Source organism: Bacillus sp. PS217, from assembly GCF_037963535.1.
In the GTDB taxonomy this organism is placed as follows: Bacteria; Bacillota; Bacilli; order Bacillales; family Bacillaceae; genus Bacillus; species Bacillus subtilis.
In genome coordinates, this window is the sequence record NZ_CP150157.1 from 2087917 (window position 1) to 2101879 (window position 13963).

A 13963-nucleotide genomic window follows, 5' to 3' on the forward strand; every position below is an offset into this window, starting at 1 on the left:
GTAGAACGAGGTGAATGTGTTATTAAGTATGGAACTTCTTGAATCAAAAGAAGCAGCAGATGAATATTTTAAGCAACTCAAGGACCAAATTATTTATTAAAATATAATTAATATTAAGGATTTATAAAAAAGATTCCTTGTCCAATTTTAATGGCCAAAATCTCTGATTTTATTAAAAGCTGATTTTTTGGCTTATTTTTATACTGTTGGATGAGTTTTTTAGGATTTGAAATAAAGAAGAACTTGCATTAAAGCACGTCCATTTCACATTGGTAATTTATTATGGAATTATAACGACAAGAACATTTATGTATAGTATATTTTTTCCTGTACATTAATTTTCTCACTCAAGGGAGTCTTGCTCATCCCCTATGAAAGAGGGTGAGGCTATGTCAACATCCAGGCATTAATGCTAATGCTTGCATTCGGGTCATTTGTAATTGCTCTGTTGACATATATAAATAAAAAATAGACCTCCCTTGAGCCTAAGAACCTGAAGGGATAGGTCTACCAAGAAATCACATCGAGCAAGCCCTTTAGTGGGTAGCTTTAGTACAGAGACGGGGTGTTGATAGCACCCTAGTCTTTTTATTTTATGCATTTTTTATACCTTAAAAAGCATAATCCTTATCCTAATTATAACCATATAGAAATGTTATTTGAATACAATTGCTTTATGGATAAAACCATTATTTTATTTAGATTGAGGATGTGCAACTCAAGTGTATCTATTGAGCAATTGTAATATTTTTACTTAATCGTTCCAGTCTTCATCCTCTTCCCAATCATCTTTCGCTTCCTGAATCTTATTATAAAAAAATTCAATAAAGCTTTCTGCAACAGTATCTTGATAACCAACTACCCTATCCCATTCAACTACAGGGCATTCTCCGTCTTTCATTTTATTTGTATCTAGACAGTAAGCAAAGTAATCAACATCTTCAATAACCACAAGTCCATCAGTAAGGCCATAGTGTTCTTTATATTCATTAGTTCTATTTACAACTGATGCATGATCAAAGTTGTAGCCTAAAACCAAAACGCCGAATAAACCACCAGCACCGTATTTTTCTAAAAACCATTTATAACTGTTGGGGAGATCGCATTGGAGGTTTTCTTCAATGCGACCAATGTTTTCATGACTTGCACCTTCTGTAAATATAGCATTTTGTTTATTTTCATTAATAAAGTTCTCAACCTTCGAATAAATCATATAAACACCTCAATTCTCATTTTCAAATTGTTTCGCTCTCCATTTCCAATATCTCTTTCTAAAGCTCTCGTATTGTGCTTTTAAAACCTTATCATTTCTAAAACTTTCCCCATCAGACTTAAGCTGATGAATGACATCACTATATTTTGTATGTAAGCTGTTCGGGATTTCAAGCATTGGGCCAGGTTCTTCTTGAATCAAGTGATGTAAATTAATCTGTGTACCGTCTTTTGCATAAGGGGCATTCCCGTTTTTCATTAGCTGAAGATTTGTAACACCGAATTCTGTTTTTTGATTAATATCAATATCTTTCATAGTATACACTCTACGGCTTACATCTTTAACTTTCCCCTTCGCCTTTACCTTCCCCTCTATTTCATATGCATCATACTTTTCTTTATTTAGCCAAGGGGGGCTTATCTTTTGGCCAGTAAACGGTTTTCTTGTTCCATCCGGTATTTTCTTCGCATTAGTCAAAAGTTCATTCTTAAGGCTTTGGCTATCAACCACATTGTACGGCACGTTATCGGCTAGAGCAAAGTCGTACTTAGGATTATAAGGCAGCAAATCTGGAATCTTGACGTCCTTAATTTTCTTCCCTGCCTGACTTGCTTTGTTTATGACCTTCCCCGCTGCATCTGCTTTGTTAATGGCTCCTGCACCTTTTGTACCAACAACAGCTACAGCCACTGAACCAATAGCATAGGTAACCCATCTTGATCTAGAATAGGCATCTCCATTCACCATATCCTTTTGATATGACTCTTCTATTGCTGCTGAAATGGCATCGTAAGTTTTCACTGGATGAATAACTGCATTCCCCAGTGCTGAGAGTGTTTCTCCCGGATCGGTGATGAAATCCCATATGCCAGTTACAGTGTCTTTGCCAACATTATATAAGCCTACTCCGACACCTTTTACGATGTCCCAGGTGATTTCTCCTGCTCCTTCTAGCTGCTTTGCTTGTTCAATTTGCACTGCAAGCTGTACTTGAGCGGGCTCCAGATTCTCGTACCCTGCTTTCTTAGCAATCTCTAAATATTCATCAGTGTCAGAGACACCGTAATTAAGTTTTTTCTTTAATTCCTTGATTTCACGTTCCTTTGCTTCTTCTTTCTTCACGCTTAAGTAAGCTTCAGAATGCTTCTCTATGTCGCCTTTTTTCTTATGTATGTCACTTTCTCTATACGCTTTGGCGTTATAGTGAATCGGAGTGGCGTTCTTCCCTTTGCCTGTTGATTCCTGCAGCTTTTTAAAATCTTGCTGGATGAACTGTTCGTTAGGCTCTGTTTCAGCGTATTCTGTTTTTAAATCCTCATCAAGCTTGTTTAGCTTATCGATTGTTTTTTCACGTTTGTCATCTGCAGAAGAAAGTTTGTCTTTGAAGTTTTCTGTTGAAAATATTTCAAGGGGAAGAATATCATTGATGTCGTTTAATATGTCTTTCATTGCTTTTTTCTGTTCAGACATAATGGATTTTGATTTTGTATAGGCGTTAGCCAACTCGTGTTCTAAAAAGGATTCTTCTATGTAAGCATCAGACATCTTAGCATCTTCAAGTTTTGCAGACATGCTGCTTAAGAAAGCAATCTTCATGTCAATTAAATCAATCCATTGATCAGTAACACCGACATGATCATGATAAAATGCTTTAATGTTGTCAGCACCCTTGCCTGAAAATTCACTGTCATCTAGGTTAGCTACGTTTTGAAAAGCTTTTCTTAGCTTCACCATTTGCGACCTTAGTTCCTTATACTCTTTGGTTCTTTTATCGGCCTCAAAGAGTAATGAATCAGCCTCAAATACCTTCATATCATTCTCCTTCCTAGACTACTCTATGTAAATTTTACCACAGTAATCTATTTGAATAACAGAAAAAGACAGCCAAAATGACTGTCTTATACATCACACACTATCTTGTTCTATAATAATTTTCTGCGGTATAGTAGCGCCAATCCCAAAAAGGTTCCCCATTGGCCAATATATACCGGTCTAAAAATATTTCAAAGTTTACGTTTAATGGATTATATTCTAAACCACTTTCAAATATATAGAGATAGTTGGGATCACCTAGGTTCACTTTATCTTTATCAATCATTAAATGGCATTCTTCCAATAAGTAGCCAATTGGAATACCATTGATATCTTCAAACAAATCCTCATATTTTAATTCTTCTTCAATCTCTTCAAGGCTAAATAAATAAAGTCCTCCACCTATATTCTCCCCATCAGAAAGAATTTCAAAAATTTTCGCACCGTTATGTAGTGTCATGAACTTCTGATAATCCTCTGGAAGGGTAATCTGATGTTTAGCTTCAAAACTTTGAATGTCGTTAAGGGTTGCTTTGTCCTGTGAAAATATAACAAGGAACTCCATGATATCTCCTTCAGAACAAAACAATTGAATGGCTCCTTTTTCATCTAAAAGACTTTTCAAGCCATTTACCGTCTTATGAACAAAGTTAGTCACATACATCACCCCTTTATTTCCTTTTAACAATAACCTTTCAAATTCCAAAAGATGTGAACAGATCGTGATAGGTGCTCTTTTCAGTGAATATAATGCAATAAATTCTAAAAAGAGGTGCCTCCAAAAATTGAATTCTCTAATGAATGATGACATGGTAAAGATCATTAGAAATGGCCTTAGCGCATCGCAGCATCCAAAGCACATTCTTGTTATAGGAGCTGGATTGTCCGGGCTTGTATCAGCATCATTGCTGAAAAATGCCGGTCACAGAGTAACAATTCTCGAAGCGAGCGGCAGAGCGGGCGGCCGTGTCTGCACTTTGAGATCTCCCTTTAGTGATGATTTGTATTTCAACGCTGGTCCGATGCGCATACCGAATAACCATTCGTTAACCTTAGAATATATCAAAAAATTCAAATTGCCAACAAATGTATTTATCAACAGAACCCCGATGGACATCATTTATGCAAATGGAATCAAAACACGTCTCCAAGTTTTTGAACGAGCTCCTGAAATATTGAGATATCCAGTTGCACCAAATGAACAAGGGAAAACGTCTGAAGAGCTGTTGCTTTCTTTACTGCAGCCTATTCTAAATTTTATCAATCAAAATCCAGCGAGAAATTGGCGGATTGTCGAAGAACAATACAAAAATTATTCGTTAAGCTCTTTTTTAAACACGTATTTTTCATATGGCGCGATCGATATGATCGGTGTACTTTTGGATATGGAAGCGTATATGGGGATGTCCCTTGTTGAAGTATTGCGGGAATCTATCTTTTTTTCATCGCCCGCTCACTTCTATGAGATAACTGGCGGTATGGATCTGCTGCCTCACGCGTTTCTTCCTCAATTAAAAACAAACATTCTATACCATCAAAAAATGATGAAAATGTCTCAGGGTGAAAATCGTGTTACGATCCATTGTCAGCATCAACAAACGGCAGAATTTGCATCGTTCACAGCAGATCTCGCTATTGTAACCATTCCTTTTTCAACATTGCGATTTGTAAAAGTCGAACCATACCATTCATTCTCTTACTATAAACGGAGGGCCATCCGTGAGCTAAACTATATCAGTGCAACAAAAATCGGCATAGAGTTTAAAAGCCGATTTTGGGAAAAAGCCGGTCAGCGCGGCGGCAAATCTATTACTGATCTTCCGATTCGTTTTTCATATTATCCAAGCAGAAATATTGGAGCAAATGGACATGCTGTCATTCTGGCCAGCTATACATGGGCCGATGAGGCACTAATATGGGACAGTCTTTCAGAAGGAGAGCGAATCCAGTATACTTTACTGAATTTATCTGAAATCTATGGTGATATTGTATGGTCTGAATTTGTGTCTGGCACTTCTTTTAGCTGGAGCCAGTACCCGTATTCTGCGGGAGGTTTTACAGCTTTCGAACCAGGACAAGAATTAGAGCTGTATCCCTATATTCCTGTCCCTGAGGGCAGAGTTCATTTCGCCGGAGAACACGCCTCACTCACTCATGCGTGGATGCAAGGCGCGATTGAATCTGGAATACGTGTTGCTTATGAGGTCAATCGCTTACCTTAGATCATGCTCACCTTCTGTACTAAAAAATTATTACATTTCATATAATAAGATCTTGATTAGACGGACAAATTCAATCACAAAAACAAAGTAATCCTTGCAATCCTTCGCCCTCCATGCTATATTCATATAGCGATGAGCTGAATTGTGTAAGCCGATGTACATGCCTTTACGGCACACACGAATGTGGCGTGTGGTGCATCGCCTCAATACGCAAAAGACGTTTGCCTTAGGCAAACGTCTTTTTTTGCGTTATCCGATTTTTGTGCCGTTTGGGACAGGCTGATCCGGCTGCAAAAGGACGACGTCGCCCTGGCCGGGTATGCCGCCGAGGACCAAGACTTCCGATTTAAATCCGGCGATCCGGCGGGGCGGAAAGTTCACGACTGCTATGACTTGCTTGTTGATGAGACCTTCCGGCTTGTAACGCTTCGTGATTTGTGCGCTCGATTGTTTTATGCCGATTTCAGTCCCAAAATCTATCACAAGCTTGATTGCCGGTACTCTTGCTTCAGGAAATTCTTCCGCTTTTACAATTGTTCCCGTTCTGATATCCAATTTCTCAAAGTCTTCAATAACTGCCATATCAATAACTCCTTTTTCTCCTATTGTAAAGGAGATATACAATATTCTTTTAACTAAAGAGCCATCATTTTTTATCCGAATATAAGGTGTTTCGATACAGGCGGGGCGGCATTCCTGTGCTTTTCGTGAACCATCTTGTAAAAGAAGAAAGGTTTTGAAAGCCCAGCGCCTCGCTCACGACGGTAAGGGTTTCATTTCTCTCCATCAGCATTCGTTTTGCTTCCTCAAGGCGAAGGTCGGCAATATAGTTCTGCGGGGACTTCCCTGTCTGTTTTTTGAACCAGCTTGAATAGTAAGCTGGGTGATAATGCTCGATTTCTGCCAGCTTCTTAATTGTCAGCCGCTCAAATAAATGGCTGTGAATGTATGCAATTGAGGCATAGCTATGGGATTGAAGCTTTTCTTTTATGTATTGTACTAGCATATGAAGCGAGTTGGCTGTTCCGGCCTTTGCTTCCTCTGTCAGCAAGTACCTGATCGAAGACCAGAAAGGATCGAGTGCAGCTTCAATTCCCGATCCTGCACGATACTCATCAATTTTCATTGCATGAAGCGGAACATCCAGTACAAGACATTCATTTCTTCCGATAGAACGGAAACGATGCTCACACTCCGGAGGAATATATAAAAAATGATCTGGCTTTAATTTCACCTGGCGCTCTTCAGTCTCAAGATCAATACTCCCTTCAAGCGGAAAAAGAAATTGGCTGTACGCGTGCTTATGTGAATGATAAAGGCGTGTGTATGTCCGTTTTTCGCAAATCATCTCTTGAAGCGAATCCATCAGCAACCCCCTTCCTTTGGTCAGCTTTTAATCCGGTAATGGTGTTCCGATATAGGCGAAAAGCCGATTTTTTCATATAAAGAAACTGCCGCCAGATTTTCTTTCATCACTTGTAAAAACATGCGTTCCGCTCCGTTGTTTTTTGCCCATTCAGTCAATACCCTGATCACTTGGGTTCCTGCCCCTTTTCCTCTGTGCTCCTCAGCTACAACGATATTACTAAGTCCGCCATAACCATCAATGACAGAAACCGTGCCAAGCGCTGTCAGGCTTTCTTTGTCATACATCTTGAAAAAAGTTTTACACGGCGGCATGCGTTCGAAAATGTGTTTGTAACCTTTGTGACGCTCGGGTGAAAACCCTTCTAATTGAATAAATTCATCTATCCAAACAGATGATGGCTCTTGTTCCCACTTGTATGTAATTCGGCTGTTGTCATTTGTTCGGCTCATAATTGACCGGCACAACGCTGTCATCTGGAAGCACTCGTCTACCTTTTCATAACGGCTGTCTGCCAATGCGTCATCAAGCCCTTTCGGTGATGCGTTGCTAATATGAAAACAAACAGGTAAGCCTAAATTTTGATAAAAAAGTTCGGCCTCTAGCTGAAAATCCCCTTCAGGCATATCCGCAGACGTCCATACGCTATTTGCCCTTTTGGTTACGCCAAAATTCGCTCTGAGAAGCCATTGCCCTATGCTTTTTTGAAAATAAGCCGGCCATGAAGCTGCCGCTAATCGTTCAATCTTGTGAATGTCTTCCATTGCATAATGCCTCTCCCCTATGTATACTCCCTTGATATTATACAATATTCAGAAATATAAGACATCCATTTATTTGTTTACATAATATTTTTATTGTTTATTAATAATCCTGACAAAAATGTCCTAATTGAAAATGACAGGCTTTCTAAAATGTCCTCCTCACGTTCAAATGCTTCTTTTGCGATTAAAGCAGTAAAGCCATGCAGCAGGCTTCTGAGCCCCCTTGTCGCATGAATGGCAGTCTTTTCACTTGCATAGCCGTTTTCAATGAGCAGCTTCGTCACAAGACAGACAATTTGGTCAGAGACGATTTCCGTCCGTTTGTCCTGAACCTTAAGCAGAGCCGCTTCATAATATCCGGGATTTTCAATTGCAAAATCAACATATGCATGAGCTAAAGAAAGCATAGCGGAATCTCCCTTTCGTTCGGTTACGGAGTCCGCCATTTGATCAAAAAGCTTTGTCAGTCCTCTGACAGCAAGTTCTGCTTTGATCGCTTGCAGCCCGTTGATATGGTTATACAATGACGGGGGGCGAACATTCATTTTTTTAGAAAGTGCGGCAAGTGAGACACCATTTACCCCTTCCTGATCGGCAATCTCTGCTGCAGCGTCTACAATCATTTTTTGGGTCAAACCTATTCTCGGTGACATGCTCATCATCCTTTCTTTGCTTTTTGGATCGCCTGTCTCATCCGCTCTGAAGGTGATCGCAGGAATTTTCCATGTCCGACAGCGAGACAGGAAGGCGCCTTATCTGCGAGCAATTGTGCACTTTTGATGGCCTCCTCCTTATTCCATGTGGCGAAAGCGGGAAAAGGAAACGTCCATTTTATCTGGCCTGATACAGCGATTCCTCCGCGCAACTGAAACGCATCTCCTGCTATTAAAGTGCCGTTTCTTGTATCAAGAAATGACATGCTGCCCGGTGTATGGCCCGGTGTTGGAATGGCAAGCAGAGAACCAATTGTTTCACCGCCCGTCAGCAGTTGGTGAGGCTTTGTTTGTATGTGTTTCGGAATACCTCCTTTTATAGGCGTCTGCGGCTCATCTTGCCGCAAGGATGTGTCACCTTGGAGCAAGAATGAATCCCGTTCCGAGATCATGACCTTTGCATGCGGAAATGTTTGTGCCAATGTATCCAGTGATCCGACATGGTCCCCATGTGCATGAGTCAGTAAAATATGCTGAAGCGGTTTTCCAAGCTGATTCACAGCTTGAATAATCCCTTTATAGCTGCCTGGCAGTGCGGCATCAATAAGGGTGACTTCGTTTTCTTCCTCTACTAAATAGCAATTAACCGGAAACAATGCTGGAAAAAAAGTCAGCTGCCAAACCGTTTGGTACTGAGTCATTCTCATCTTTTTATTCCTCCTAACAAAACTAATGGCGTTAGTTTTATTATTAACTAACACCATTAGTTTTTCAAGAGTTTATTATTTTTTTATCGCTACATAAATGTTAACTTGTGCTCGCTGTGGCACTGCGGCACTTTGATCATACATCTCAAAATCACCTGTAAACGTGCGCAGATGCCGCTTATCCCAAGTCCAAATTTCCTTCCACGTTTCAAGCACAATCTCTTCAATAGGACCGATTCTGGAAGTGAAAACGGCGTAAGCGGAAGCCGGCAAATCAATGTTTTCATATGGTCCCGGAAGAATGTCGTCGTATTCCTGAAACGTTCCGACTGAAAACGTATAAAACCCATTCGTCTCTTGTTCATAATTCGAATATAAGGCAATAATGCTTTTGTCTTTTTCAGCCTGTGATAAAAGAGCGCTCATATCCTGCTTCCAGAATTGGTCCCACAGTGCCGGAATCCTCCTTTCTTCCGTCATTTCCAGTGCGTTGCTTGTCCGTTGTGACAGTCCGGCAAATCGTTTCCGGTCTAAGTGTGTTATATGTGAAAAGCCCATACGATCTCCTCCTTTTTTTAAGATTATAGACAAAGAAACCTGACAGCAGTGTGTCAGGTTTCATATATTTTTTGCATGTGATGAATGGTTTCTTTTACTTTATCCCGTATATGAAGAGGCTGCAGAACCTCAATATCCTTTCCGAACTGGAGCAAAAAACCGATCAGCCATGGATCTTCTGGAAGTGAAATCACTGCCCGGCAGATTTCATCTTCCTCACAACAGTGAAGGACATCATATCCGAACCATTCACCTATGCGCTGACGTGCTGACGGCTGAACAAGAATAACCAATTCAGTTAAACGGTCCTTTTGGTACCAACTCTTATCCCATGGCAAAGTGTCCAGCTGAATGTCTTTTCTGATAAATGTCTGATGTAAGATAGCCAGATCTTTCATCCGGTTCAGTTTAAAAAAGCGAAAATCATTTCTTACCAGGCAGTAGGCATATAAATACCAGTGCCCCGCCTTGCAAACCAATGTATAAGGTTCAGTTTCCCGAAGTAGTGTTTCCCCGCTTGCGCTTGTATATGTAAAAGATATCGTTGACAACCGATCGATGGCAGCGCTGATTTTCTCGCGCAGCGTCTTTTGATCCTCAGTATGGCCCCAAGCCGTCATGTCAATAAACCATTTTTCTGTTTGGTGCTTAAATGCTTGAGTAGATTGCTCAGGTATAAGGTGTTTGATTTTTTGATAGGCTGTGCTGTGAGAAACGGGTTCATACATAGATGAAACGCTTTGCAAAGCGGAAGCAATTGCAAACAATTCCTCCTCCTTCAGCCACTCTCTTTCAAGCCGATACGTTTCCATGATGCCAATTCCGCCCCCGGAACCCTGTGAGGTCACAATCGGAATACCAGCCCTATTGATCGTCTCAATATCACGGTAAATTGTTCTGACAGATACTTCAAACAGCTCAGCAAGCTCTGCAGCCTGCACTTGTTTTTTGCTGATCAATAACACAACCATCGCTAACAAACGTTCCAGTTTCATTCTGCGCACCTTTTCTTCTTGTATTTTCCAACAAAACAATCATAACATTTTGATAAAGCTTGGGCATATCTATTATGCGGCGGAATACACCTCGCATATGCTATGAAAACAGGGGTTTCCCCTTCTTTTTTGTGTTCAGTATTTATTTCAGCTACTATTTCCGACCGGATAAGCATACACTTCTCAACGGAGGGGATTTCACATCATGCATCTTACACTTCAGAGCGTTTATCCTGCCATGATCATCATCTTTTTTCTGTATAAAAAAATTAAAAGGTCCATCGGATACCAGCCGCTGAAGCCCCGCTGGCTGTTCACCCGTATCATTCTTTTCTCGCTGTTTGCTTTTGGCCTTTCAATCTTCAGCGCCATTCACCCTTTTTTATATGGATATCTCATTTTGGGCATTCTTGGCGGATGGCTCCTTGTCTTTTTCGCTAAGAAAAACATCTCCTTTGAAAAACGCAGAGGAAAGATCTATTTTCGGACTCATATTTGGGTAGAGGTGATTCTCTTAACTTTATTTCTATCAAGATTTCTGTATCGAGTGACGGAGCTTTATCTTACCTCACCTGATCTAAACCGCCTTGGATCATACAGTCAGTCAATCGGAACGGACCCTCTGACAATTGGCGTCTGTTTTCTGATAGCCGTTTATTATATCGGTTTTTCTTCTTTTGTCATCAAGCTCAGCAGAAACGAACTCGAACAGCACGAATACAATAAAGAAAAAGACATCCTTGCCCGCTAACAGCGAGTTAAGCAAGGATGTCTTTTTCAATCATGCTGTGTATGATGGATCATTTGCTGAAGAACATCTAAAACATGTTCATCCTCCGGAGAGTAATAAATCGATGTTCCTTCTCTGCGCGATTTGACAAGCCGAAGATTTTTCAAAAATCTAAGCTGGTGGGACACGGTGGATTGCAGTAAATTCAGCTTTTCTGCAATTCCGTTTACAGCATGCTCACCCTGGGACAATAAATGGAGAATCCTGATTCGGGTTGGATCAGAAAGCGCTTTGAATGTTTGCGCGACTAGAAACAGCGTCTCCTCGTCCAGATCAGCAGCCGATTGTTCCGTTTCTCTAAATTCAGTCATATGTATCACCTTTCTTTATTCATAGTTTTATCTTATAACAAATGCGCTTGAGTGCAAACCAGCCTGCTTGTATTCCATTTCAATCTCATAGTTTAAATTTATGTTTCAAATCAGGTTTTTACTTGGTCTGATATACCGTCTTATGTCATAATAAAAAAGGTCATACTGCTCCAAACATTGAGGGTGAAACACAGTGAAGAAAAAGAGAAAAGGCTGTTTCGCTGCTGCGGGTTTTATGATGATTTTTGTCTTTGTCATCGCCTCTTTTTTATTGGTCCTGCTTTTTTTCAACCGGGATTTAATCAAAAAACTTCCGATCGATACGAAAACGATTGTTTTGGAACGTTTAACCGATTACAAACCCTTGGTGGAAGAAGAGCTTGAAAGCCAAGGACTCTCTAATTATACATCACTCATATTAGGCATGATGTATCAGGAGTCAAAAGGAAAAGGCAATGATCCCATGCAGTCCTCTGAATCTCTGGGGTTAAAACGCAATGAGATAACAGACCCTCAACTCAGTGTTAAACAAGGCATCAAGCAATTTACCCTCATGTACAAGACCGGTAAGGAAAAAGGCGTGGATTTGGATACCATTATTCAAAGCTACAACATGGGGGCAGGTTACATTGATTTTGTAGCTGAACATGGAGGAACGCATACTGAGGAATTGGCAAAACAATACTCCGAGCAGCAAGTCAAAAAAAATCCTGATCTGTATACTTGCGGGGGAAATGCGAAAAATTTCCGCTATCCGTATTGCTACGGTGATTATACGTATGCAGAAAAAGTAAAAGAAAAAACAAAAACTGTTGAAGAATCTTTGCAGGTTGCAACACTTGAAACCATGGAATCCAAGGCTCATGAATAAGAGTCTATCAATTTACTGACAAAAGCCCAAAAATGAATTTGGGCTTTTGCCATGTTTACACGTAAAAAAAGCCATACTGAGTATGGCTTTTAATAATACGGTGAAATCATCAAATATACAATAACGCCTGTAAGGCTTACATACAGCCATAGAGGCATTGTCCATCTCGCAATTTTTTTATGGCGCTCCACCTGCATGCTGAAGCCTCTGATTAGCGTAAACAGCGCAAGCGGCACAATAATTGCAGAAAGGCAGATATGTGTAATTAAAATAAAGAAATAAATCGGGCGCATAATACCTTCTCCGCCATAGAGCGTGTTTTCCGCAATCGAGTGGTACGTCACATAGCAAATCAAAAATAGTAATGTTGTTGTGAATGCGGCCAAAATAAAGCGTTTGTGAGCTTTGATATTTTTCTGTTTAATCATAATCAGCGCGGCCAATAAGAAGATAAACGTAAAGCTGTTGAATATCGCATTCAGCATTGGCAAAATGTGAATATTCGCATGGCTGAACTGATCTAATTTAGGCATAAAAAACAGCACTGCGATTAAACCGTTAATCAGAACTGTCAGCGTAAGGACAATCCCCGTGTAATTTTTCGGTTTATTTTCTGTTTGGTTCATTTGGTGACCTCTCCTAATTTGTACTGGCTATCCAAATCGTATGCAAATTCAAAGAAGATGTCAACGGTTTCGATTGCTTCGTCAGAAATTAGACACACTTCAAAGGCCGGAGGCTATTAGCCCCGGCCTGTTAGGTTTACGCCTCTTTTATCAAATGTTCAATGACCTTATGTTCATTTTCATTCAGCAGGTTCTTTTGAATTTTCGAATGAATGGGTTTATTCATATGCTGATCCAAGATATCGGCCGTTTCTTTATCCCCGGCAATAACCATTCGTTCCCATCTTTTCACGGCAGCTTTTTGATCAAGGCTGGCAGCCAGCCGCTTATACAGTCTCGATTGGTTCTCTGTTACATGTTTCCTCATCCGGTTCTCTTCAAATGGTGGCGCTTTGTCTACAGCGGAATGGCTATTCTTCCAAGACTCATTGATCATATCATACTCATAACGCTCCACCGCCTCAATTTTTCCTAAAACGGTTTCAATAATTTTCACTTCATGCTGCTGAGTTAAAATAAACGCCGTACTTGGGTATGCCTGGCGCAAACCCTTCAGCTGATCCAGGACAGCTGTTTCTTCCCAGTAAAATCTTGTATCTACAGGGACTTGAAGCTTAATAGGTTCCCATATGCCGCTGTCGGAAACAAAAAACACGAGACTGCGGGGCATGTCTTTTCCCATTGCATTCAAGTATTGATTCATTTTAGCCCTGATTCCATCCAGACACTTTTCCTCCTCTGGATCACTAGCTGCCAAATACTCTTTTAATCGGCTGAATCCTGACTTTAGGGCAATCTTCCATTCTCCCCCCTGCTGCTCTGGATCTCTCATGTCTGTATTGAGATACAGAGAGAGAATTTTATCCGGCGATTCCAATTGGACATACTGTAATTTGTTAATCAATGAATCAATCGCCATTCCGATTCCTCCTTTTTCACAGGTTAGTTTTCTTTTTCCTCTCTTAAAAACGATCAAACCTGACTTTCCGCTAATTTCTAGTAATAATGGAATTGTTGTTTACAATACGCCTCTCTTCTAATACAATTGGTAACTGTGTTTCTAAGCTGTTTTTTG

General features: G+C 40.3%; 17 protein-coding genes. 4 read left to right on the plus strand and 13 right to left on the minus strand.

What is annotated here, in order from left to right:
• The first annotated feature begins 397 nt into the window (after positions 1-397).
• Entirely contained in the window at positions 398-472 is a 75-nt protein-coding gene (locus tag NSQ83_RS10475) for a putative holin-like toxin (RefSeq protein WP_256683490.1), read from the plus strand.
• Positions 473-754: 282 nt separating this feature from the next.
• On the opposite strand, the gene yobK is transcribed toward NSQ83_RS10475, so the two are convergent.
• The 3 genes from yobK to NSQ83_RS10490 form a co-directional block, all read right to left on the minus strand.
• A complete protein-coding gene (gene yobK / locus NSQ83_RS10480) occupies positions 755-1213 on the minus strand; it encodes a type VII secretion system immunity protein YobK (RefSeq protein WP_198878684.1) in 459 nt (152 codons plus the stop codon).
• Positions 1214-1222: 9 nt separating this feature from the next.
• Entirely contained in the window at positions 1223-3025 is a 1803-nt protein-coding gene (gene yobL / locus NSQ83_RS10485; protein ID WP_198878683.1) for an LXG family T7SS effector ribonuclease toxin YobL, read from the minus strand.
• A 100-nt stretch (positions 3026-3125) separates the two neighbouring features.
• Positions 3126-3683 (minus strand): SMI1/KNR4 family protein, encoded by a 558-nt coding sequence (locus tag NSQ83_RS10490; protein ID WP_198878682.1) that lies wholly within the window; start codon positions 3681-3683, stop codon positions 3126-3128.
• 127 nt (positions 3684-3810) lie between these two features.
• Here NSQ83_RS10490 and NSQ83_RS10495 point away from each other — a divergent pair, with 127 nt between their 5' ends.
• A complete protein-coding gene (locus NSQ83_RS10495) occupies positions 3811-5247 on the plus strand; it encodes a flavin monoamine oxidase family protein (protein WP_204551331.1) in 1437 nt (478 codons plus the stop codon).
• Between the two features lie 249 nt (positions 5248-5496).
• Here NSQ83_RS10495 and csaA read toward each other — a convergent pair whose 3' ends face one another.
• The 7 genes from csaA to NSQ83_RS10530 all read right to left on the minus strand — a co-directional run bounded on the left by csaA (position 5497) and on the right by NSQ83_RS10530 (position 10290).
• Positions 5497-5829: a chaperone CsaA gene (gene csaA / locus NSQ83_RS10500; protein WP_014480003.1), complete on the minus strand. Its 333-nt coding sequence runs from the start codon at positions 5827-5829 to the stop codon at positions 5497-5499.
• Between the two features lie 64 nt (positions 5830-5893).
• Positions 5894-6619: a helix-turn-helix domain-containing protein gene (locus NSQ83_RS10505; protein ID WP_072592544.1), complete on the minus strand. Its 726-nt coding sequence runs from the start codon at positions 6617-6619 to the stop codon at positions 5894-5896.
• A gap of 14 nt (positions 6620-6633) precedes the next feature.
• Positions 6634-7377, minus strand: a complete 744-nt coding sequence (locus NSQ83_RS10510) for a GNAT family N-acetyltransferase (RefSeq protein ID WP_204551332.1) — start codon at positions 7375-7377, stop codon at positions 6634-6636.
• A 77-nt stretch (positions 7378-7454) separates the two neighbouring features.
• Positions 7455-8030, minus strand: a complete 576-nt coding sequence (locus NSQ83_RS10515) for a TetR/AcrR family transcriptional regulator (protein ID WP_160245195.1) — start codon at positions 8028-8030, stop codon at positions 7455-7457.
• A 5-nt stretch (positions 8031-8035) separates the two neighbouring features.
• The gene (locus tag NSQ83_RS10520) at positions 8036-8737 is read right to left on the minus strand and encodes an MBL fold metallo-hydrolase (RefSeq protein ID WP_017697554.1); all 702 of its coding nucleotides are present in this window, start codon (positions 8735-8737) and stop codon (positions 8036-8038) included.
• Between the two features lie 75 nt (positions 8738-8812).
• On the minus strand, positions 8813-9295 hold the full coding sequence (locus NSQ83_RS10525) for a GyrI-like domain-containing protein (protein WP_014480008.1): 483 nt from the start codon (positions 9293-9295) through the stop codon (positions 8813-8815).
• A gap of 53 nt (positions 9296-9348) precedes the next feature.
• Positions 9349-10290, minus strand: coding sequence for a YafY family protein (locus NSQ83_RS10530; RefSeq protein WP_029318046.1), 942 nt, complete (start codon positions 10288-10290; stop codon positions 9349-9351).
• Positions 10291-10495: 205 nt separating this feature from the next.
• On the opposite strand from NSQ83_RS10530, the gene csk22 reads away from it, so the two are divergent.
• On the plus strand, positions 10496-11041 hold the full coding sequence (gene csk22 / locus NSQ83_RS10535; protein ID WP_080529424.1) for a mother cell-specific sporulation protein Csk22: 546 nt from the start codon (positions 10496-10498) through the stop codon (positions 11039-11041).
• A gap of 26 nt (positions 11042-11067) precedes the next feature.
• Here csk22 and czrA read toward each other — a convergent pair whose 3' ends face one another.
• Entirely contained in the window at positions 11068-11391 is a 324-nt protein-coding gene (czrA, locus tag NSQ83_RS10540) for a Zn(II)-responsive metalloregulatory transcriptional repressor CzrA (RefSeq protein ID WP_003231284.1), read from the minus strand.
• Between the two features lie 193 nt (positions 11392-11584).
• On the opposite strand from czrA, the gene NSQ83_RS10545 reads away from it, so the two are divergent.
• Entirely contained in the window at positions 11585-12262 is a 678-nt protein-coding gene (locus NSQ83_RS10545; protein WP_003231283.1) for a lysozyme family protein, read from the plus strand.
• An 89-nt stretch (positions 12263-12351) separates the two neighbouring features.
• Here the strand turns inward: NSQ83_RS10545 and NSQ83_RS10550 are convergent, their stop codons facing one another.
• Both NSQ83_RS10550 and NSQ83_RS10555 read right to left on the minus strand, forming a co-directional pair.
• Positions 12352-12888, minus strand: coding sequence for a DUF420 domain-containing protein (locus NSQ83_RS10550; protein ID WP_003231280.1), 537 nt, complete (start codon positions 12886-12888; stop codon positions 12352-12354).
• Positions 12889-13024: 136 nt separating this feature from the next.
• Complete coding sequence (locus tag NSQ83_RS10555) at positions 13025-13807, minus strand: VLRF1 family aeRF1-type release factor (protein WP_122895472.1); 783 nt, start codon at positions 13805-13807, stop codon at positions 13025-13027.
• Between the last annotated feature and the right edge of the window lie 156 nt (positions 13808-13963).

What these genes read in the sequence shown, in the direction of transcription:
- NSQ83_RS10550 (WP_003231280.1), bottom strand. Translation starts at nt 12,888, where the DNA reads ATGAACCAAACAGAAAATAAACCGAAAAATTACACGGGGATTGTCCTT.
- NSQ83_RS10555 (WP_122895472.1), bottom strand. Translation starts at nt 13,807, where the DNA reads ATGGCGATTGATTCATTGATTAACAAATTACAGTATGTCCAATTGGAA.
- NSQ83_RS10530 (WP_029318046.1), bottom strand. Translation starts at nt 10,290, where the DNA reads ATGAAACTGGAACGTTTGTTAGCGATGGTTGTGTTATTGATCAGCAAA.
- NSQ83_RS10520 (WP_017697554.1), bottom strand. Translation starts at nt 8,737, where the DNA reads ATGAGAATGACTCAGTACCAAACGGTTTGGCAGCTGACTTTTTTTCCA.
- csaA (WP_014480003.1), bottom strand. Translation starts at nt 5,829, where the DNA reads ATGGCAGTTATTGAAGACTTTGAGAAATTGGATATCAGAACGGGAACA.
- czrA (WP_003231284.1), bottom strand. Translation starts at nt 11,391, where the DNA reads ATGACTGAATTTAGAGAAACGGAACAATCGGCTGCTGATCTGGACGAG.
- NSQ83_RS10510 (WP_204551332.1), bottom strand. Translation starts at nt 7,377, where the DNA reads ATGGAAGACATTCACAAGATTGAACGATTAGCGGCAGCTTCATGGCCG.
- csk22 (WP_080529424.1), top strand. Translation starts at nt 10,496, where the DNA reads ATGCATCTTACACTTCAGAGCGTTTATCCTGCCATGATCATCATCTTT.
- NSQ83_RS10525 (WP_014480008.1), bottom strand. Translation starts at nt 9,295, where the DNA reads ATGGGCTTTTCACATATAACACACTTAGACCGGAAACGATTTGCCGGA.
- NSQ83_RS10515 (WP_160245195.1), bottom strand. Translation starts at nt 8,030, where the DNA reads ATGTCACCGAGAATAGGTTTGACCCAAAAAATGATTGTAGACGCTGCA.
- yobL (WP_198878683.1), bottom strand. Translation starts at nt 3,025, where the DNA reads ATGAAGGTATTTGAGGCTGATTCATTACTCTTTGAGGCCGATAAAAGA.
- yobK (WP_198878684.1), bottom strand. Translation starts at nt 1,213, where the DNA reads ATGATTTATTCGAAGGTTGAGAACTTTATTAATGAAAATAAACAAAAT.